We start from the raw sequence: 19958 nt of genomic DNA, 5'->3' as shown, positions 1-19958 counted from the left end.
GCGCGCCATACGCCCGTTACTGGACGAAGGCGCCGATCGTGAAGTACGGCGAGGCCGCGTTCGACAGATCCAGGTAGCCGAACACACCGCCCGTGAAAATCATCTTTCCGGTCGGCGTATTGCCGGTGGATGCATTGACGTGCGTCGTCGTGACCACGCCCGGCACGGCTTGCGTGAAGTCGAGGTTCAGCGCGGTCGCAAGCGAAGCCTGCGACGGGTTGAACGGATCGAGCAGCGTCGCCTGCGTGCCTGCGAGCGCGGTGGTGCGATAGTCGAACTGGCTATCCACGCCGATGTACTCGCCGTTCTGCGAGTTGACCGCCACCGAGGTTTGCGGCGACAGAATCGAGATGCCGGATTCGTCGTCCGCGTACGGGCCGAGCGCGCCGTTTTGCGGCACGGTCACCGACGAATTCGCCGCGCCGGCGCGCACCAGAATCGGCACCAACTGGTTGCGCAGCTTGCCGACGATCATGTAGCCGCGCCCTTCCGGCGTCGTGGCGAGCGTGGGCTTCGCCTGTCCCTGGAAGTTATTGGTCTGGAACGCGCCGCTGCCGTCCGCCGCCTGCGTGAAGTTGCTGCCTGGCTGCAGGCATTTGCCCGCGTTCACGCCCGAGTTGTCGCACTCGGTCCACGTGCCGTCCGCATTGATCGTTATCTTGGTGTCCACCGCGACCGGCGCGAAATTCTGCGACGGCACCTGGTGATAGCCGAGCTGGTTGTACGTGCCGGCCACCTTCGCCAGATCCGTTTCAATCGACGAGAAGCCGATGAACGGGTAATACGGGAACTTGGTGTCCGGCACCGCGCCCACGCCGAGAATCCCGCCGAACGAGATTTCCGCGCCCGGAATCGTGCCGCCCGCCACGCCTTCGCCGACAAAAATCCGCGCCGGGCGGTTCGGGTCGAGGCTCGCGCCGTTCAGGCGGAACGCGCACTGGTTGAGCTTGGTGGTCGGCAGCAGCGTTTCCTGGGTCAGCGTGCCGCTCGCGGTCTGACCCGCGCGCGTCGGCACGACCGTGCCGGTGGTCGCCGGAATCGGAGATTCGACATAGGTGACCTGCCACGTCATCTTCGTCGTATCGAGTTGCAGCTTGACGAGTTCGCCGTCACCGCCGCCGCCCGTGTAGACCGTGTTGTAGTCCAGCGTCGCGGGACACAGCCGAACCTGCGTCACCGGACCGTCGCCATTGCCGCCACCTCCGCCGCCGCATGCCGTCAGAAACGGTGCCGCGACTGCGAGCACCGACAGGAATCTCCATTTCATACCGCCTCCAGAATTTTTTCGTTGTAGATGGCCGGCTCCCAGTCCAGCCACCGCTTGCTCTTTTATGTCTCTCACCGCGGACTACGTTTGCTTCATCGGCTACTTGCTGATTTGTGCTCCGATGCCGAAGTACGGCGTGCTCGGTGTGTCCGAATTGGCCGATGTCGGCGTGATGCCGTCGTTCTGCGTGCCCTGGATCGCGATCGCGTACAGGCCGCCCGACGCGATCGCAAAGCCCGTCTTGCCTTTCGTGTCCTGCACGCCGACCAGGCCGGGGCTCGCGAGCCCGTAGCCGAGGCCGAAACCGCTTTCGGCCGCCGACGTCGTCGGATTGATAAACGTGCCGACGCCGCCCTGGATCAGGGTCGCGGTGTACTTGAAGTTGGAATCCGCGCCCACGTAGCCGCCGTCGAAGCCGCCCGACGCAAGCGGCGTCGCCGCGGCGAGCATGGCGATGCCGGACTCGTCGTCGACTTTCGCGTCGAGATGAAGCGGCGCGGTGCCCAGGTTGATGTAGCCCGTGCGCACCACGAGCGGCACGGTCGCGCCGTTGATCTGGCCGAGGATCATGTGCGCGGTGCCGGACTTGCCCGTCGCGCCGATCAGCGGAAGCCGGAACTGCGGGACGATCTGCGCCGCCTGCTGGCTGTCGAAGTAGCCGTTGCTGTTGAGCGTCCACGGATTGCCGGTGGACAGGCAGCCGCCCGCGTTCGGCGAGTAGTCCGGGTTCGCGGTGTTGCTGCTCGTGCAGGTGCCGCTCGCGTCGAAGGTTTCGACAGTGTTCGTCGCGACCGTCGCGTAATTGCCGGACGGCGCGAGGTGGTACAGCAGACCGTTGTAGGTGCCCGGCAGCTTTGTGATGTCCGTGGTGGTGCTGGCGAAGCCGAGGAACGGATAGAAGTCGAAATGGCGATTGGGCACCGCGCCGATGCCCGAACCGATGAGCGGGATCGACAGCCCGTCGAACTGGATCGTCGCGCCAGGAATGCCGCCGCCCGCGACGCCCTGGCCGACGAGGATCATCGGCGGATTCGGGTTGTTGGCGAAGTCCGATGTGGTGTAGGGCTGGCCGTCGCCGGCCGCCGTGCCGGTGCCGGCGCCGAGTATGAACGCGCAGCGCGTTTGCTCGGCGGTCGGCAGCGTGCCCGCCGGCGGATGGATCACCGCGCCCGCTATCTGCGTGCCCGCGCGTGTCGGCGTGACGGTGCCGGTGCGCAGCGGGATCGGCGATTCGAGCCACTTCAGCGTGTAGGTCATCGCCGTCGCGTCGATGTTCAACTGGACCACTTCGCCGCTGCCGGCGCCGCCGAGGAACGTGCTTTTGACGATATCGGCGGTGGCCGGACACAGCGCGGCCGCCGTGCCGCTCGAGGCGGGCGGACCTTGAACGCCGCAGCTCGAACCCGAGCATTGCGGCGCGTCGATCGGGCCGGGATTATCGGATTTGCCGCCGCCGCAAGCAATAAGAAAAGGAGTCGTGGCAATAGCCATTGCCAAGCCTCGAATAATGGCGTCCGCCATGCTGCTGTCTCCCTTCATGTATTTGTGCGAGCTAATTTCGCCGCGCGATTAATGCCTGTCAATTGAATGAGCCGTCTAAAAAGGTCGATTCAAACAGCGGCATTTCGGGCATGCGCACAGTGCGTGGGCGCAAGCGGCCCTTTTAAACAAAAATGCGAATTCGCGGCAAAGCGGCTGTACCGTTGTTTCGCCGCACGCCCTTGCCAGGTAAGCGTTGGAGCAAAAAGGCTCCATCATCTTCGAACGACCGTTCGATAAAAAATCCGGAGTTTCCCCAGGCGGAAAACTATGCTGATCGGGTCGTCGACGGGAAGAGTTACCTGAAAAATTGCAGGTAGCCTCGTTTTGATTTTTTAAGTAATGCGGGCTACTACCGATTAATCTTTAAAGAAAGTCGCGGCGGCGGGTTTAAAACAAAAAGCCGGTCTTGTAGACCGGCTTTCGCAATGCTGACAAACGGACAATTGCCGCGATATTTTAACTTTCGTTATCGTTTCAAACCGCTTTCCTCGGGGGCGCCGATTGCCAGATTCATACACTGGATCGCCGCGCCCGAAGCGCCTTTACCCAGGTTGTCGAGCCGCGCGACGGTGACGAAGCGCTCCGGCGTGCCGAACACGAACAGATCGACGCGATTCGTGTCGTTGTTCGCCTGCACGTCGAAGAAGCCGCTGTCCAGATTCGCCTCCGAGTCGAACGGCGCGACGCGCACGAACGCTTCGCCTGCGTAGTACTCCGCGAGCAGCGCCTGCACTTCTTGCGGCGTCGTTTTCCGCGCCAACTGGCGCGGCGAGAAGTACGTGGTGACCGCGAGGCCCTTGTAAAAGCCGCCGACGATCGGCGTGAAGACCGGTGACGACTTCAGCCCCGTATGCGCCGCCATTTCCGGCAGATGCTTGTGCGTGAGAGCCAGCGCGTACGGACGCGGGCTCTTGAGCTTGTCGTTACCGCCGGCTTCGTAGTCGGCGATCATTTTTTTGCCGCCGCCGCTGTAACCGGTGATCGAATAAGCATGAGCTTCGAACTCGGGCGCGACCACGCCGCTTTCCACGAGCGGGCGCATGGCCAGCACGAAAGCCGACGCGTGACAGCCCGGCACGGCGATGCGCTTGGCGGTGCGCAGGCGTTCGCGCTGCGAGCGAGCGAGTTCGGGCAGGCCATAAGCCCAGTCGGCCGACGTGCGAAACGCGGTGCTCGCGTCGATCAGCACCGTGCGCTCGTTCGCAACGAGCGCTGCCGACTCGCGCGATGCCACGTCGGGCAGGCACAGGAACGTGACGTCCGACGCGTTGATGAGACGGCGGCGCTCCTCGATATCCTTGCGCTTCGCTTCGTCGATACGCAGGATCTCCACGTCGGCGCGCTGCGACAGGTATTCGAAAATCTTCAGGCCGGTCGTGCCTTCCTGTCCGTCGACAAAAACTTTCGTGCTCATCTCGATCTCACTGGCTATCTGGTTACAGCTTGGAAACAGCGCGCGACGCCGCGCGAAAACACCATTTTAAGACCTCATCGCCATGCGCGTGCGCAAGCGGGGGGAAACGGCGCGAAAAACGGCGGAAAAACCACGATGCCCGCGCGAAGTGACAGCCGCGTGACTTGTCGGACTTCACTGCGATCCGGGCGCAGGGCGGCGGGCGCGGGGCGGCCCGCCAAAGCGCGATATCACGGCAATCAAGCCGGCTTTTCAGGCGCAACACCGCGCGCGCCGGCAAGCGCGCCGCGTTAGCGCCCGTAATTCACCACCATCCTCGCGCTGCCGAGCGCCGCCGTGCCGATCTCGTGATCGAACATCAGCGCCGGGCGGCCTTGCGCGAGGCGCAGGTCGGCGGTGTTCAGCGCATACACGGTGATCACGTAGCGATGCGGTTTGCCGGGCGGCGGACAAGGACCGCCATAACCGTCGATGTCGAAGTCGTTGCGGGCTTCCACCGCGCCGAGCCGTCTCAGGAAACCCGACGCGCTCGCGTTCTCGGGCAGGCTTGCGACGCTCGCCGGAATGCCCGCCACGGCCCAATGCCACCAGCCGCGGCCGGGCGCATCGGGATCGAACAGAGTGATTGCGAAACTGCGCGTTCCGGGCGGCGCGTCGCGCCAGGTCAGTTGCGGCGAGCGATTGCCGCCCTTGCAGTCGTCCTGATCGAAGACTTGCGGGGAATTCACTGTGCCGCCCGCGCGGAAGCTCGCGCTCGTGAGCGAGAACGCGTTCTCGGCCTGGGCGCGCGAGCCATGCGCGAGCCCGAGCGCGAGACCAAGCGTGGCGCAGACAACAAGCGGCATGCGGCGAAACGATGAAGCGTGCGAAACAACCAGGCAACGCAAGCGCATGTGCCGGTTCTCCTGTGTCGATCGGAGTCGGCGCCGGGCGCCTGCTCAGATCCCATGCAGCATCAAGGCGCTGCGAGGACGCGAGGCAATTGCCTCGCGGTGTTTATTGTCCCTATTTTGTACCTGAACGTCGAATCGAGTCTAAGCTTAGGTTTATGACGCATCATTGTTATGCCGCGTAAGCGGATTGCGAGCCTAAAATCGGCTATAGTCGAAAGAGTTTACGCGATGTGGCCCGTGTTCCTATTAGTCAAATTGAACATTAAGAATAAGAAGGCATGTCAGAGGTTTTGGAGAGGGGTTTTCCTGTCGAGGTACGGGCAATGCAAGACGTAGTCAAGGTTGTCATCGCTGACGATCATCCAGTTATTCTATTCGGCGCCGAACAGGCTTTACTCAAGTTCCCCGGCATCCAGGTGGTCGCGCGAGCGAGGCAGTCCACGGAACTCATCAAGGTCCTGCAAACCGCTGCGTGCGACGTGCTCGTCACAGACCTCGCCATGCCGGGCGGCCAGTACGGCGACGGCCTGCCGTTGGTCGGCTACCTGCGGCGCAATTTTCCGAACCTTCCCATCGTCGTGCTAACGATGCTCGAGAACGCCGCGTTGCTGCAACGGCTGCGGGAACTCGGCGTGACTTCGGTCGTGAATAAATCCGACGACCTGAGCCACATCGGGCTCGCGGTGCAGCACGTCAGCCGGCACCTCGAATATCTGAGTCCGTCGGTGAAGGCGTCGCTCGATGCGCTGCGGATGAATTCCGGCGGCAAGAGCGACGAAGTGATGCTATCGAGGCGTGAACTCGAAGTCGTGCGCCTGTTCGTATCGGGAATGACCATCAAGGAAATTTCCGAGCAACTGAACCGCAGCATCAAGACAATCAGCACTCAGAAAAATACGGCGATGCGCAAGCTCGGCATCGACCGCGATTCGGAGCTGTTTCAATACGCGCAAAGCAATGGTTTGCTGAACCTGTCGTCGCATTCGGCGGAAGACACGGGCGACCTGGTTTAGCCGCGCGCCGCACTTCTTGTGCGGCATAGAAAAAGCCGCGTTAAAGTCGTCAAAGAAAAAGGCCGCCTGTCGCAAGACAGGCGGCCTTTGTGCTTCTGCTTCTGCGGCTGTTGCCGCGATGCGATGTAATGCGATGCTATGCGCTACCGCCGCGCTTATTGCGGCGTCGACGTTGCGCCGCCGTGCGCGGCCGACCATTCAGCCGGCGAGTGCAGGAATTTTTCGACTTCGTCGAGCGTCTTCGTGTCGAAGTACTTGTTGTCCTTGGCGACGCGCAGCACGTCCCACCATGTCGCGAGCGCGTGCAGATCGACGTCGATGTCTTTCAGCACCGACACGCTTTCCTTGAAGATGTTGTAGTGGAACAGCACGAAGCAGTGATTCACCGTCGCGCCGGCCGTGCGCAGCGCATTGATGAAGTTGATCTTGCTGCGGCTGTCGGTGGTCAGGTCTTCCACCAGCAGCACCCGCTGACCTTCGGTCAGCAGACCCTCGATCTGCGCATTGCGGCCAAAGCCCTTCGGCTTCTTGCGCACGTATTGCATCGGCACCATCAGGCGGTCGGACAGCCATGCCGCGAACGGAATGCCTGCCGTTTCGCCGCCGGCAACGGCGTCGATCTGCTCATAGCCGACGTCGCGGAGAATGGTGGTTTCAGCCATTTCCATCAGGCCGCGGCGCACGCGCGGATAGGAAATCAGCTTGCGGCAATCGATATAAACCGGGCTCGCCCAGCCGGACGTAAAAATGTACGGTTTCTCCGCGTTGAAGTGCACTGCCTGCACTTCGAGCAGCATCTTGGCGGTGGTGTCGGAGATCGTCTGGCGATCGAAGCCTGTCATGGGCGGGTCCTTGGATTGAGCGGGGGAGCGGGCGCCGGGCCCGGTGGCGCAGCAAGCGGGATACGCCGCGCCGTGCTGGGCGGAATATGCAGCCGGCCAGTGGATGCTGGCCGGTTTTTGCTGCGCGCGTAGGCCGACATTTTACCTGAAACGGCTCCTTCAGACGAGGCCGGCGTGCGCGTGGGCGGCCAATTGCAGTCGCCAAAGGCGAGCCGGGCGCGTGCCCAAGGCGCAGGCCAACCCGGTCTCCAACACCGTTCGCCGAAGCCTGGTCGGACAAGCGTTGCGCCGTTCGCGTCGCGCTTCGCATAGGCTTTTTGGCTAGCTTGTGAGCAACCTGGGGCGCCTTTACACTCACGCGAATTTCTCCGACGCCGGCCGCAGCTCGCCGCCCGCCGTCCAACGATCCCGGATTGCTTTTAATGACGCCCGCTTCCTCCACCGCCGACACGCCCGCCTCCGCCCGACCCGGCTACGCCGCGCGAGCGCTGATCGCGTCCGCGCTCGGCTATGCCATGGACGGCTTCGACCTGCTGATTCTCGGCTTCATGCTGCCGGTCATCGCGGCCGACTTGCACCTGAGTTCGACGCAAGCCGGTTCGCTCGTCACCTGGACGCTGATCGGCGCGGTCGCGGGCGGCCTGATCTTCGGCGTGCTGAGCGACTATTACGGCCGCGTGCGCATGCTCACCTGGACCATCCTCGTGTTCGCGGTTTTCACCGGGCTGTGCGCGCTCGCGCAAGGGTATGGCGACCTGCTCGTGTACCGGACGATCGCCGGCATCGGGCTGGGCGGCGAGTTCGGCATTGGCATGACGCTTGTGGCCGAAGCGTGGCCGGCCGCGCAGCGGGCGCGGGTGTCGTCGTATGTGGGCCTCGGGTGGCAACTCGGTGTGTTGGCGGCCGCGTTGCTGACGCCGCTGCTGTTGCCGGTCATCGGCTGGCGCGGCATGTTCGCGCTCGGGCTGTTGCCCGCTGTCGTGTCGTTCTTCGTGCGGCGACGCGTCGAGGAACCGGCGCTCTTCACCGAGCGCGTCGCGCGCGGCATGCGCAAGCTGCCGCTCAAACTGCTGATCGCCGATGCCCGCACCGCGCGTGCGAGCCTCGGCGTGGCGGTCCTCTGCTCGGTGCAGAACTTCGGCTACTACGGGCTGATGATCTGGCTGCCGAGCTATCTGTCGAAAACCTTCGGCTATTCGCTGACGAAATCCGGCGTCTGGACTGCGGCCACTGTGGTCGGCATGGCATGCGGCATCTGGCTCTTCGGCATCGCCGCGGACCGTTTCGGCCGCAAGCCGGCGTTTCTGTTCTACCAGGTCGGCGCCGTCGCGATGGTCTTCGTCTATGCGCATCTGACCACGCCCACGGCGCTGCTGATCGGTGGCGCGGCGATGGGCGTGTTCGTCAACGGCATGATCGGCGGTTACGGCGCGCTGATTTCGGAGCTTTATCCCACCGATGCACGCGCCACCGCGCAAAACGTGTTGTTCAACGTGGGGCGGGCGGTTGGCGGCTTTGGGCCCGTCGCGGTCGGCGCGCTGGCCGCGCATTATTCGTTTGGCACGGCGCTGGTTTTTCTCGCGTCGATCTATCTGCTCGACGTGCTCGCCACACTCTTTCTGATCCCCGAACGCCGCGGCGCCGAACTCCACTGAGCGCCGCCGCGCAGTCTGCCGATGCGGCGCTGCAGCATGACTGGCGGGCGTTTCGCCAATGGCGAGCCGCGTTAACCAGTCCGTGTATCGACTCGCGCGGGGTGTACACTAACCGACCCCGCGTAGCACTCCGCACCGTCCCGCCTCCGCCGGGGACCGACGCCGCGCCTAACCGGCGCAAGCGAACAGCGCCCCGGTCGATCATCCATTCGATAGCAGGAAGCGCCGCCAGCGGTGCAGTGTGCCGGCCCAAATTTCTTACGTCTCGCAGGCAAAAAATGGACGAACAACTGAAGCAAAGCGCTCTCGCGTATCACCAGAATCCGAAACCCGGCAAGATTTCGGTCACACCGACCAAGCCGCTGTCGAACCAGCTCGACTTGTCGCTCGCGTACTCGCCGGGCGTGGCCGCGGCCTGCATGGCGATCTACGAGGAGCCGCTCGACGCGCAGAAATACACGTCGCGGGGCAACCTGGTCGGCGTGATCACCAACGGCACGGCCGTGCTCGGCCTCGGCAACATCGGCCCGCTCGCCGCAAAGCCGGTGATGGAAGGCAAGGGCTGTCTCTTCAAGAAGTTCGCGGGTATCGACGTGTTCGACATCGAGCTGTCCGAGTCCGATCCCGACAAGCTCGTAGAAGCGATTGCGATGCTCGAGCCGACGTTGGGCGGCATCAACCTGGAAGACATCAAGGCGCCGGAGTGCTTCTACATCGAGAAGAAGCTGCGCGAGCGCATGAAGATTCCGGTCTTCCACGACGACCAGCATGGCACGGCGATCATCGCGTCCGCGGCGATTCTCAACGGCCTGAAAGTGGTCGGCAAGAAGCTCGATGAAGTGAAGCTCGTCTGCTCGGGCGCGGGCGCGGCAGCCATCGCGTGTCTGGATCTGCTGGTCAACCTGGGTCTGGCGAAGCAGAACATTCTGGTGGTCGACTCGAAGGGCGTGATTTACGAGGGTCGCGGCAATCTCGATCCGTCGAAGGAACGTTACGCGGCGAATACCGAGGCGCGCACGCTGGCTGACGCGATTCGCGGTGCCGACGTGTTCCTCGGCTGCTCGAGCGCAGGCGTGCTGAAGCCGGAAATGGTCACCGAAATGGGCACCCAGCCGCTGATTCTCGCGCTCGCGAATCCGGAACCGGAAATCCGTCCGGAAGAAGCGAAGAAAGTGCGCCCGGACTGCATCATCGCGACTGGCCGTTCGGACTATCCGAACCAGGTCAACAACGTGCTGTGCTTCCCGTTCATCTTCCGCGGCGCGCTCGACGTCGGCGCGACCACGATCACGGAAGAAATGAAGCTCGCGTGCGTGCGCGCGATCGCCGAACTCGCGGAAGAAACCGATCAGGGCGACGAAGTCGCGAAGGCGTATGAAGGGCACTCGCTGGAATTCGGTCCTGAGTATCTGATTCCGAAGCCGTTCGATCCGCGTCTCATCATCAAGATTGCGCCGGCCGTTGCGCAAGCGGCGATGGATTCGGGCGTCGCGACCCGTCCGATCAAGGACATGGACGCGTATCGCGAAGAACTCGGCACGACCGTTTATCGCACGGGCATGGTGATGCGTCCGGTGTTCGCGGCGGCGAAGTCGGAGCCGGCGCGCATCGTGTTCGCCGAAGGCGAGGACGAGCGCGTGCTGCGCGCCGCGCAGTTCGTGCTGCTCGAGAAGATCGCCAAGCCGATTCTGGTCGGCCGTCCGTCGGTGATCGAAATGCGCCTGAAGAAGATGGGCTCGAAGCTCAAATGCGGCGAAGACTTTGAGATAGTCGATCCGGAAGACGATCCGCGTTATCAGCAATGCTGGCAGGCGTATCACGAACTCGGCGCGCGCGAAGGCGTCACGCCGGACGTCGCGAAGGCCGCGATGCGCAAGTTCAATACGCTGATCGGCGCGATCCTCGTGCGACTCGGCGAAGCGGAAGGCATGATCTGCGGCATGATCGGCCAGTACCACACGCATCTGAAATTCATCGAGCAAGTGTTGGGCAAGGCGGACAACGTCGCTAACTTTGCAGCAATGAATCTGCTGATGCTGCCGGGCCGCAACCTGTTCATCTGCGATACGTACGTGAACGAAACGCCGACCGCAGAACAGCTCGCCGACATGACCATGCTGGCCTCGCGCGAGATCGAAAAGTTCGGCATCACGCCGAAGGTCGCGCTGCTGTCGAATTCGAACTTCGGCAGTGCGCCGTCTTCGTCGTCGCAACGCATGGCCGCGGCTCGCAAGCTGATTGCCGAACGCGCGCCGACGCTCGAGATCGACGGTGAAATGCACGGCGACGCGGCGCTGTCGGAAGTCGTGCGCAAGGCGGCGTTCCCCGGCACGACGCTGTCGGGCGAAGCCAATCTGCTCATCATGCCGAACGTGGAAGCGGCGAACATTGCCTACAACCTGCTGAAGATGGTCGGCGGCGAAGGCGTGACGGTCGGGCCGTTCCTGCTCGGCGCGGAGAAGCCGGTCCATGTGCTGACGCCGGCTGCAACCGTGCGCCGGATCATCAACATGACGGCGGTGGCTTCGGCGAACGCGCGCAAGTCGGTGAACAGCAAGTAAGCGAAGCGGCGCTCGTTTCTACGAGCGTCGTCGGGTGAAAAAAAACGCCACGGAATGAGCTTCCGTGGCGTTTTTTTATGTGCGCCGTGATCCTGGCGTTAGCGGCCGGAACACGGCGCGCTTTGGCAACGTCAAGCCGCGTGCTGCGTCGTGCCCGCCTGCGGCGAGCGCCAGCGCGCGAGCAGATCGTTCCACTTGACGCGCACGCCTTTCAGATTGTTTTCCTTGATGTGTCCATAGCCGCGGATGCCGTCCGGCAGATTCGCAAGTTCGACTGCCAGCTCGCGGTTCTGCGCGTTAAGCCCGCCGATCAGTTCGCGCACCAGCGTTTCGTACTCGCCGATCAACGCACGTTCGGTGCGACGCTCTTCCGTCTTGCCGAAAATGTCGAATGCCGTGCCGCGCAGGAACTTCAGCTTCGCCAGTCCATGCATTGCGCTGAAGACCCACGGGCCGTACTTCTTCTTGATCAGATGGCCCTGGGCGTCTTTCTTCGAGAACATCGGCGGCGCGAGGTGAATGTGCAGCTTCCAGTCGCCTTCGAAGCTCGCTTTCAGCTTCTCGATGAACGCCGGATCGCTGTATAGCCGCGCGACTTCGTACTCGTCCTTGTACGCCATCAGCTTATGCAGATTCTTCGCGACCGCTTCGGTTAGCGGCAACTGGCCGTCGCCCGAATCGAGCGCCGACTCGGCCGCGCGCACTTGTGAAACCAGCGCGCGATAACGCTCGGCGTATGCGCTGTTTTGCCATGCCGTGAGGTAGGCAGCGCGCTTGTCGATCAACGTGTCGAGCGCTTTCGGCGTGTGCAGCGAAATGATCTTGCTGCTGGTGGCGTTGGCCTCGGCATCGGGTGCGGCACCCGCACGCTGCGATTGCGCGAACTTGCGCACGGTCGCCGGATCATGTGCCGCGCGGCGGCCCCATTCGAATGCCGCGCGGTTTTTCTCGACCTGCACGTTGTTCAACTCGATTGCGCGCATCAACGACTGATACGTGAGCGGCACCCAGCCTCGTTGCCACGCATAGCCGAGCACGAACGGGTTCGTGTAGATCGCGTCGCCGAGCAGCGCGACCGCGAAGTGATTGGCGTCGACGGTATCGACGCATTCATCGCCCGCCCCCGCGCGTACGTCCGCTTCCGTGCTGCTGCCAGGAAAGCGCCAGTTCGGGTTCTTGATCAGCTCGGCGGTCGGCGTGTGCGCGCTATTGAGCACCACGCGCGTTTGACCGGCTTGCATCCGCGACACGCATTCGTCGCTCGCCGTCACGATTGCATCGCAGCCGATCACGAGACTCGCTTCGCCCATTGCGATGCGCGTGGCGTGAATGTCGTCGGGCTTGTTCGCGATCTGCACATGACTCATCACGGCGCCGCCTTTCTGCGCGAGGCCGGTGACGTCGAGCACCGTCACGCCCTTGCTCTCCAGATGCGCGGCCATGCCGAGCAGCGCGCCGATCGTCACGACACCCGTGCCGCCGACGCCTGTCACCAGCACGCCGTAAGGACGGTCGATTGACGGCAGCGCGGGTTCCGGCACCGGCGGCATCGCGTCGCCGACAATGCCGGATGCCGCTTTCGGCTTGCGTAACTGACCGCCTTCGACGGACACGAAGCTCGGGCAGAAGCCGTTCACGCAGGAGAAGTCCTTGTTGCAGGTGGACTGGTTGATCTGGCGCTTGGTGCCGTATTCGGTATCGAGCGGCTCGACTGACAGGCAGTTCGACTTGACCGAGCAGTCGCCGCAACCTTCGCACACCGCCTCGTTGATGACGACGCGGCGTGCCGGGTCCGGATACGCGCCGCGTTTCCTGCGGCGGCGCTTTTCGGTCGCGCAGGTCTGGTCGTAGATCAGGATCGTGGTGCCGGGAATCTCGCGCAACTGGCGTTGCACTTCGTCGAGCTTGTCGCGATGGTGAATGTCGATGCCGGGCGCAAGACCCACGTTCGCCGAATATTTTTCGGGCTCGTCGGTGACGATCACGATCTTCGACGCGCCTTCGGCCGCGAGTTGATGCGTGATCTGCGGGACGGTCAGCACGCCGTCGACCGGCTGGCCGCCGGTCATCGCGACTGCATCGTTGTAAAGCAGCTTGTAGGTGATGTTCGCCTTCGACGCGATGGCCGCGCGAATCGCGAGCAGCCCCGAGTGGAAGTAGGTGCCGTCGCCGAGATTGGCGAACACATGCTTGTCGTTCGTGAACGGCGCCTGGCCGATCCACGCGACGCCTTCGCCGCCCATCTGGCTGAACGTGCTCGTGCTGCGGTCCATCCACACGGTCATGTAATGGCAGCCGATGCCCGCCATCGCGCGCGAGCCTTCCGGCACATTCGTCGACGTGTTGTGCGGGCAGCCCGAGCAGAACCACGGCTTGCGTTCGGCTTCGACGCGCGGGCGCGCGAGCGCCTTTTCCTTTGCTTCGATTACCGCGATGCGCGCGGCGATGCGCGCGCGCACGTCGGACGGCAGATCGAACTTGGCAAGCCGCGCGGCGATGGCCTTCGCGATGATCGCGGGCGACAGTTCGTAGTGCGCCGGCAGCAGCCAGTTGCCCATCGGCACCGACCATTCGCCGCCCGCGCCGTCTTTCTCGTCGAACTTGCCGAACACACGCGGACGCTGCGCGTCGGGCCAGTTGTACAACTCTTCCTTGATCGCGTATTCGAGAATCTGACGCTTTTCTTCGACCACGAGAATTTCGTCGAGACCGCGAGCGAAGGCTTGCGCGCCTTGCGCCTCGAGCGGCCACACGCAGCCGACCTTATAGAGGCGGATGCCGATGCGCGCGCAGGTTTCGTCGTCGAGACCGAGGTCGGTCAGCGCCTGGCGCACATCCAGATACGCCTTGCCGCCCGTCATGATGCCGAAGCGCGCGTGCGGCGAGTCGATCTCGACGCGATCCAGCTTGTTCGCGCGCACGTAGGCGAGCGCCGCGTACCACTTGTAGTCGAGCAGACGCGCTTCCTGCACGAGCGGCGGATCGGGCCAGCGAATATTCAGACCGCCTTCGGGCATTGCGAAGTCGTCCGGCAGAACGATCTTCGTGCGATGCGGATCGATGTCGACGGAAGCCGACGATTCGACCACGTCGGTCACGCACTTCATTGCCACCCACAGGCCGGAGTAGCGGCTCATTGCCCAGCCGTGCAGGCCGAAGTCGAGATATTCCTGCACGTTCGACGGGAACAGCACCGGCAGGCCGCAGGCCTTGAAAATGTGTTCCGACTGATGCGCGAGCGTCGAGGATTTGGCCGCGTGGTCGTCGCCGGCGAGCACGAGCACACCGCCATGCCGCGACGAACCCGCCGAATTGCCGTGCTTGAAGACGTCGCCGGAACGGTCGACGCCGGGGCCCTTGCCGTACCACATCGAAAACACGCCGTCGTATTTGGCGCTGGGGTACAGGTTGACCTGTTGCGAGCCCCAAACGGCGGTCGCCGCGAGGTCTTCATTGACGCCCGGCTGGAACACGACCTGATGTGAGGCGAGATGCTGTTTCGCCTTCCACAAGGATTGATCGAGTCCGCCGAGCGGCGATCCGCGGTAACCGGAGATGAAGCCGGCCGTGTTCAGGCCGGCGGCGCGGTCGCGTTCCTGCTGCAGCATCGGCAGACGCACCAGCGCCTGGATGCCGCTCATGTACGCGCGGCCGCGTTCCAGAGTGTATTTGTCGTCGAGCGTGACGGAAGATAGAGCGGCTTCGAGCGAAGCTCGCTGACCTGCGTCTAGCGGGGCATTCATTATGTGTACTCCTCCACCCAGTTTGGGATCGCCAAAACTTTTTGGGCCGCGGCATCTTGTGAATGCGTATGGCCGGGGTCGCCATATTGACGTGTTTTAAGTGATGGTAGCACTGGTGAAAACCCGCCGCATCGCGGCAGAAAGTTCGCTGTGCTGCCGCCGCCATGCGGCGTTCATGCTGGTTGCTGTTTGTTGCAAAGTTCGCCTAACGTCTGTGAGTTGCCGGTGTAACAAGCTGTAAAACCTACAATCTCATGGAACCGCGCAGCAGATGCGTGTCTAACACCGCACCTGTGAGCAATGTCTGTGTAACGCGTCGCATGTTGCGGCGCTTCAGGACAACAGGGCAGTTAGAAAAGGAGTACGCATGAACACTAGAAATATCCAGACCTTCCTGATGGTTTCGGCCGCCTTTTTCGCCATGAGCGCGCCGGTGCGCTCGAACGCGGGTACGGGCACGCAGTCGAGCGTGATTAGCCGCACGGCCCTGGTCGCCCCGGCGCGTGTCGCCATCAACCGCATCGCGCGGGAAAGCGCGTCCGCGAAGGAAGACCAGAATTCGTGACGCGCTGCTGATGCGGCGTGTCGACGGTTAAACCGGCCGTCGCTCAGCGTTGAGCGGCGGCGCAAACGACGAGGGCGGGGATCGTTAGATCCTCGCCCTTGTCGTTTTATTGGCCTCGTTTTATTGGCGCATTACCCGCCACGCCGGATACAGGCGCCTGGCGGCTCAAGCCTTGTCCTGCACGACGCCGCGGCGAATCTGATCCAGTTCGATCGATTCGAACAGCGCCTTGAAGTTGCCCTCGCCAAAGCCCTGATTGCCCTTGCGCTGAATGATCTCGAAGAAGATCGGGCCGATCTGGTTCTCAGTGAAGATTTGCAGCAGCAAGTCGTCCGGCGCGCCGTCGATCAGAATCTTGCGCTTGCGCAGTTCGTCGAGCGGCTCGCCGTGATTCGGCACGCGGCGGTCGACGAGTTCGTAGTAGGTGTCGATGGTATCGAGGAGCGAGATATTCGATGCGCGCAGGCCGTCGACGGTACGGTAAATGTCGTTGCTGCCGAGCGCGATGTGCTGGATGCCTTCGCCGTGGTACGCGTCCAGATATTCCTGAATCTGCCCGGACGTTTCGGAGCCTTCCTCGTTGATCGGAATGCGGATCTTGCCGCACGGCGACGTCATCGCTTTCGACTTCACGCCCGTCACTTTGCCTTCGATGTCGAAATAGCGCACTTCGCGGAAATTGAAGAGGCGCTCATAAAACTCCGCCCATTCCTGCATGCGGCCACGGTGGACGTTGTGCGTCAGGTGGTCGATGTAGGTGAGGCCATGACCCACGGGGTTCGGATTCGCGCCGGCAATCGGCTCGAAGTCCACATCGTAAATGTCGATGTCGCCGACGCTGCCCGGCGCCGCGCCGTTCTTGCCGCGCCAGCGGTCGACGAAATAGATCAGCGAATCGCCGATGCCCTTGATTGCGGGAATGTTCAGTTCCATCGGGCCGGTTTTGTTGTCGAAGCCCCACGCGCCTTTTTCGATGGCTTGCCTGTAGGCCTTGCCCGCGTCCTGGACGCGGAACGCGATCGCGCAGATCGACGGACCGTGCAGACGCGCGAAGCGTTGCGCGAACGAATCCGGCTCGCCATTGACGATAAAGTTGATCTCGCCTTGCCGGTAAAGCGTTACGTCCTTATGACGATGACGGGCGATAGCGGTAAAACCCATCTGCTCGAACAGCTTGCCGAGCGCTTTGGGATCGGGGGCGGTGTATTCGATGAATTCGAAGCCGTCGGTGCCGACCGGATTGTCCCAAGTTGAAACCTGCATTTGTCTCTCTCTCTCCATGTCGAGGGCGCGTGGCGCCGGAGTCGCGCGCGCAATGCCGGAGCGCGACCGAATGACGCAAGTGTAAATGCGGGACCGCGCTCGAAACTTGCGAACTTAATCGCGCTAGCGTAGCGTGGCGCTATTTTCTAGCTCAATCTCCGAAAACGGCGGCAGAAAGTGACTCATATAGAGATAGACGCCATCGACCGGCGTATTCTGGCGATCCTTCAGGAGAATGGCCGGTTGTCGAATCAGGAGATCGCGGAGCGGATCAATCTTTCACCGAGTCCGTGTTTGCGGCGCATACGGCGGCTCGAGGAGAGCGGGGTGATTCGCGGCTACGTCGCGCTGCTGGACGCGCAGCGCCTCGGGCTTGATCTGCTCGCATACGTCAATGTGCGGCTGGAAAAGCGCGGCGGTTCCGCGCTAAGTCCGCGCGGCGAGGCGACCCACGCCGACCTGTTCCGCGCGGCCGTGCAGACGTGGCCGGAAGTGGTGGCGTGTCACGCAATGACCGGCGAGATGGACTATCTGCTACGCGTTCAGGTGGAGGACATGGCGCACTTTTCGCGCTTCGTGCAGGACCAACTGCTGCATCACCCGTCGGTGATCGACGTCAAAACGAGCTTCTCGCTGGAAAAGATCAAGGAGACGACGGCGTTGCCGATCTTATGAAAGTGCGTCGGTTGGGGCGCGCGGCACACGGCCGGTAAACCGCAAAGGGCAGCCATGAAGCTGCCCTTTGTAGTGGATGACGGCGTCTGCCCAATGTTCAGGCCGCGGCGGCTGTCGGCATGAAGGACTCGAGCAATCGCGACGTGCGGCGTGCCTGGCGCTTGAGCGCATAGTCGAACACCGCAGCCTGTTCCTGCAGCATTTCCGTGATGATGCTCGTTTGGTCGGCCGGCGGCAGCGTCAGATAAGCGTCTGCTTCGCCGTACGCGTACTCGATCTTCATGCCCGCTTTTTTCGCGATGTGCATCATCGTCGAGTTGCGCGACAGACAGTGCATGTACAGCGTGGTGACATGCGTGTTGCGGCTGCGAATGGCCGCGCGCTCAAACAGCCTGGAACCGATACCCTGGCCGCGCACGCTTTCGAGCACGGAAACGCCGAACTCCGCCGTGCGCTTGTCGCCTTCAGCCGGCAAGTAAGCGAGGTGACCGACGCCCGTAAGCTGCAACTGATCGTCGAACACGCCGAACACGGTGTCGCTCTTGAAATCGATTGCGCGGACGTAGTTCTCGATGACATGGTCGGGCACCACCTGACCGAAGCGCAGCAGGCGGTCGTCTTCGTCGAGCGCGAGGAAGTGCGTCAACAGACGTTCACGGTCGACCGCGGTGAGTTCACGAACCAGAGCAGGCGCACGACCGGCAGGCAGCGACGCGCGATCGTGCGCGACGATCGGCTCGGCGGCGCGGGGTGTAATCATGTTCATGGTCAGGTTCTCCTTGTCATCGTGCGGCGTTGGTGCACCGCAAAAACGATTCTAACGGAAACGCTAACCGATCACTAGGGAAAACCCGTACCTTTATTCGAGGGTGCTGCCTAACTGCGGGGGCGTTTTATGGTTAACCCGTTGATTCAAAAAGATAATTAATAAAAGAACGAGCGTGCGTGGCACGATGTCGCGCATATGCGACGCGCTTATTTACCGATGCAGCATATTGCTGTGCTGCGCCATCCCGCCATCAAGCCGGCGCGCAGCCCAGCCCGTGGTCCACCATGCTCACCACCTGTTCCGCGAATTCGCGATAGCCCATGCGTCCGCCGGGCTTGAGCCAGGTGAAGGTCCAGTTGATCATGCCGAATACCATCATCGTGAGCGCGGTCTGGTTTTCACGCGTGGCGCGCTCGGGGTAAGCGCGCGCCAGTTGCCGCGCAAACGCAGCGACGACGTCGCGCTGACGGTTGAGAATCACCTCGCGCTGCGCGTCGACGAGATACTTTACGTCGTTCAGCAGTGCGACGTGGCGGCTGTGCGACGTCTCGTATTCCGAGAGGAACGCGCGGATCAACTCGGCAAAGGTCTCGCGCTCGGTGAGGCCGCGGCGCTGACTTGCGCCCTCCACCTCGGCGATGATCAGCATCAGCCGTTTGGTGTAGCGGTCCAGCAGATCGAAAAGGATCGCTTCCTTGCTCTCGTAATAGTGATAGAGGCGCGCTTTCGAGGTGCCGCTGGCAGCGGCAAGGTCTGACATCGACGTGCTGGGATAGCTCGTCTGTGCGAATTTGGCCGCGGCCAGTTCGAGAATCTGTTCGCGCTGGCTTTCGTGGTCGGGGGCTCGGGTGCGGGCCATGGTCGTCTGTTTTATTCCTGTGGACAGGGGGCGAGCGCCGCGCACAGCTCGAGCGTCCGCCATGCGCCGGTGTCGCCGCGTAGCTTGATCCGGCGCGTGGCGGCCAGTTCGCGGAAGCGCCACAGCACGATGCTGTCGCTGACCAGAAACCCGAGCTCCGCGGTCATGACTTCCGCGGCCACTCGCGACGCCGGTTGCCAGTCCGCCGTCGCGTGCTCGAGTATCAGCGCGTCCAGATCGGCGAAGCTGCCGCTCGTGAAGGTGTTGTCGCGCCAGCGCCGCGTCTCGCCGTTTGCGTGCTTCGCTTCCTGCCATTCGAGCGCGAGCCGGCTGATGCGCAGCACCGAGATGGGCGCCGCGTCGGGCAAACGCGCGTGCAGCACGGACGGCGCGAACATGCCGACGGACGTCGCGCGGTCTTTGCGGCTGTACGCCCATGCGCCGGTGTCGGTGAGATCGCGGATCGACAGACGCACTTCGTTCAGGCGCTGCGGATTGTTCCGCAGGTAGTAGCAGACCCGGCGCAGCATCAATTGATCGGATGCGCTTTCGCCATGCCAGACCACGAGATTCGCTTCGCCGCGCGCAATCGCTTCGAGCGCTGCGGCCTGTTCCCGAAACTCGCGGACGAAATCGCGCTTCGTGTCAGCGCTCACGCGGTCCCAGAAGGTGGCGCGCACTTGCGGGTCGTCGTCGATTCCTCGCAACGGACCGACCGCCAGATCGTCGCGCAGTGCCTGCACGCGGTCGTCGCGGCCCGTTTCGCGCAACGCCGTGCGCAATGATTCCGCGGCGACGTCGCCGTTGGTGAGGTGGATGGTGCTCATCGGCCGTGGCTGGTTTTTGTACGCGATTAGACAAAGGGCCGCTCGCCTCGCGGACCGGAACGGTCCGACT

General features: G+C 62.9%; 15 protein-coding genes. 5 read left to right on the top strand and 10 right to left on the bottom strand.

Translation table 11 applies throughout. The features are described 5' to 3' along the window. Window positions 1-16: 16 nt before the first annotated feature. The 4 genes from ABIE53_RS00135 to ABIE53_RS00120 form a co-directional block, all read right to left on the bottom strand. On the bottom strand, window positions 17-1267 hold the full coding sequence (locus tag ABIE53_RS00135; protein ID WP_114156536.1) for a DUF2957 domain-containing protein: 1251 nt from the start codon (window positions 1265-1267) through the stop codon (window positions 17-19). Window positions 1268-1366: 99 nt separating this feature from the next. Next, entirely contained in the window at window positions 1367-2788 is a 1422-nt protein-coding gene (locus ABIE53_RS00130) for a DUF2957 domain-containing protein (RefSeq protein WP_114156535.1), read from the bottom strand. Window positions 2789-3275: 487 nt separating this feature from the next. Further along, entirely contained in the window at window positions 3276-4223 is a 948-nt protein-coding gene (gene argC, locus ABIE53_RS00125) for an N-acetyl-gamma-glutamyl-phosphate reductase (RefSeq protein ID WP_006053040.1), read from the bottom strand. Window positions 4224-4513: 290 nt separating this feature from the next. Further along, a complete protein-coding gene (locus ABIE53_RS00120; protein WP_107710975.1) occupies window positions 4514-5116 on the bottom strand; it encodes a YbhB/YbcL family Raf kinase inhibitor-like protein in 603 nt (200 codons plus the stop codon). A 323-nt stretch (window positions 5117-5439) separates the two neighbouring features. Here ABIE53_RS00120 and ABIE53_RS00115 point away from each other — a divergent pair, with 323 nt between their 5' ends. Then, the gene (locus ABIE53_RS00115; RefSeq protein WP_006053042.1) at window positions 5440-6129 is read left to right on the top strand and encodes a response regulator; all 690 of its coding nucleotides are present in this window, start codon (window positions 5440-5442) and stop codon (window positions 6127-6129) included. 155 nt (window positions 6130-6284) lie between these two features. On the opposite strand, the gene ABIE53_RS00110 is transcribed toward ABIE53_RS00115, so the two are convergent. Beyond that, window positions 6285-6971 (bottom strand): orotate phosphoribosyltransferase, encoded by a 687-nt coding sequence (locus ABIE53_RS00110; protein ID WP_006053043.1) that lies wholly within the window; start codon window positions 6969-6971, stop codon window positions 6285-6287. Window positions 6972-7393: 422 nt separating this feature from the next. On the opposite strand from ABIE53_RS00110, the gene ABIE53_RS00105 reads away from it, so the two are divergent. Together ABIE53_RS00105 and ABIE53_RS00100 are read left to right on the top strand one after the other, a co-directional pair. Next, the gene (locus ABIE53_RS00105; protein ID WP_114156534.1) at window positions 7394-8626 is read left to right on the top strand and encodes an MFS transporter; all 1233 of its coding nucleotides are present in this window, start codon (window positions 7394-7396) and stop codon (window positions 8624-8626) included. 278 nt (window positions 8627-8904) lie between these two features. Continuing rightward, window positions 8905-11187, top strand: coding sequence for an NADP-dependent malic enzyme (locus tag ABIE53_RS00100; RefSeq protein WP_006053045.1), 2283 nt, complete (start codon window positions 8905-8907; stop codon window positions 11185-11187). A 131-nt stretch (window positions 11188-11318) separates the two neighbouring features. Here ABIE53_RS00100 and ABIE53_RS00095 read toward each other — a convergent pair whose 3' ends face one another. Next, window positions 11319-14930 carry an indolepyruvate ferredoxin oxidoreductase family protein gene (locus tag ABIE53_RS00095; RefSeq protein WP_114156533.1) on the bottom strand — a complete coding sequence of 1204 codons (3612 nt, stop codon included), beginning with the start codon at window positions 14928-14930 and terminating at the stop codon, window positions 11319-11321. 367 nt (window positions 14931-15297) lie between these two features. On the opposite strand from ABIE53_RS00095, the gene ABIE53_RS00090 reads away from it, so the two are divergent. Beyond that, window positions 15298-15495 carry a hypothetical protein gene (locus ABIE53_RS00090; protein WP_053858836.1) on the top strand — a complete coding sequence of 66 codons (198 nt, stop codon included), beginning with the start codon at window positions 15298-15300 and terminating at the stop codon, window positions 15493-15495. Between the two features lie 165 nt (window positions 15496-15660). On the opposite strand, the gene hppD is transcribed toward ABIE53_RS00090, so the two are convergent. Beyond that, window positions 15661-16758, bottom strand: a complete 1098-nt coding sequence (gene hppD / locus ABIE53_RS00085; protein ID WP_006053048.1) for a 4-hydroxyphenylpyruvate dioxygenase — start codon at window positions 16756-16758, stop codon at window positions 15661-15663. A 177-nt stretch (window positions 16759-16935) separates the two neighbouring features. Between hppD and ABIE53_RS00080 the strand changes: the two genes are divergently transcribed. Beyond that, window positions 16936-17433 (top strand): Lrp/AsnC family transcriptional regulator, encoded by a 498-nt coding sequence (locus ABIE53_RS00080; protein WP_029970894.1) that lies wholly within the window; start codon window positions 16936-16938, stop codon window positions 17431-17433. 97 nt (window positions 17434-17530) lie between these two features. Here ABIE53_RS00080 and ABIE53_RS00075 read toward each other — a convergent pair whose 3' ends face one another. The 3 genes from ABIE53_RS00075 to ABIE53_RS00065 form a co-directional block, all read right to left on the bottom strand. Next, a complete protein-coding gene (locus ABIE53_RS00075; RefSeq protein ID WP_114156532.1) occupies window positions 17531-18199 on the bottom strand; it encodes a GNAT family N-acetyltransferase in 669 nt (222 codons plus the stop codon). Between the two features lie 253 nt (window positions 18200-18452). Beyond that, window positions 18453-19061 carry a TetR/AcrR family transcriptional regulator gene (locus ABIE53_RS00070; RefSeq protein ID WP_114156531.1) on the bottom strand — a complete coding sequence of 203 codons (609 nt, stop codon included), beginning with the start codon at window positions 19059-19061 and terminating at the stop codon, window positions 18453-18455. Between the two features lie 11 nt (window positions 19062-19072). Then, window positions 19073-19888, bottom strand: coding sequence for a DUF1835 domain-containing protein (locus ABIE53_RS00065; protein WP_006053052.1), 816 nt, complete (start codon window positions 19886-19888; stop codon window positions 19073-19075). Window positions 19889-19958 lie beyond the last annotated feature (70 nt).

The sequence above is a fragment of the Paraburkholderia sp. OAS925 genome (genome assembly GCF_040543975.1).
GTDB classification, from domain to species: Bacteria; Pseudomonadota; Gammaproteobacteria; order Burkholderiales; family Burkholderiaceae; genus Paraburkholderia; species Paraburkholderia graminis.
The sequence above is the reverse complement of the archived record's forward strand: the minus strand, read 5'-3'. Positions and strand labels throughout refer to the sequence as shown.

Bases quoted from the DNA above. Each gene is read 5' to 3' on its own strand.
- ABIE53_RS00135 (WP_114156536.1), bottom strand. From the start codon at position 1,267: ATGAAATGGAGATTCCTGTCGGTGCTCGCAGTCGCGGCACCGTTTCTG.
- ABIE53_RS00130 (WP_114156535.1), bottom strand. From the start codon at position 2,788: ATGGCGGACGCCATTATTCGAGGCTTGGCAATGGCTATTGCCACGACT.
- argC (WP_006053040.1), bottom strand. From the start codon at position 4,223: ATGAGCACGAAAGTTTTTGTCGACGGACAGGAAGGCACGACCGGCCTG.
- ABIE53_RS00120 (WP_107710975.1), bottom strand. From the start codon at position 5,116: ATGCGCTTGCGTTGCCTGGTTGTTTCGCACGCTTCATCGTTTCGCCGC.
- ABIE53_RS00115 (WP_006053042.1), top strand. From the start codon at position 5,440: ATGCAAGACGTAGTCAAGGTTGTCATCGCTGACGATCATCCAGTTATT.
- ABIE53_RS00110 (WP_006053043.1), bottom strand. From the start codon at position 6,971: ATGACAGGCTTCGATCGCCAGACGATCTCCGACACCACCGCCAAGATG.
- ABIE53_RS00105 (WP_114156534.1), top strand. From the start codon at position 7,394: ATGACGCCCGCTTCCTCCACCGCCGACACGCCCGCCTCCGCCCGACCC.
- ABIE53_RS00100 (WP_006053045.1), top strand. From the start codon at position 8,905: ATGGACGAACAACTGAAGCAAAGCGCTCTCGCGTATCACCAGAATCCG.
- ABIE53_RS00095 (WP_114156533.1), bottom strand. From the start codon at position 14,930: ATGAATGCCCCGCTAGACGCAGGTCAGCGAGCTTCGCTCGAAGCCGCT.
- ABIE53_RS00090 (WP_053858836.1), top strand. From the start codon at position 15,298: ATGAACACTAGAAATATCCAGACCTTCCTGATGGTTTCGGCCGCCTTT.
- hppD (WP_006053048.1), bottom strand. From the start codon at position 16,758: ATGCAGGTTTCAACTTGGGACAATCCGGTCGGCACCGACGGCTTCGAA.
- ABIE53_RS00075 (WP_114156532.1), bottom strand. From the start codon at position 18,199: ATGAACATGATTACACCCCGCGCCGCCGAGCCGATCGTCGCGCACGAT.
- ABIE53_RS00070 (WP_114156531.1), bottom strand. From the start codon at position 19,061: ATGGCCCGCACCCGAGCCCCCGACCACGAAAGCCAGCGCGAACAGATT.
- ABIE53_RS00065 (WP_006053052.1), bottom strand. From the start codon at position 19,888: ATGAGCACCATCCACCTCACCAACGGCGACGTCGCCGCGGAATCATTG.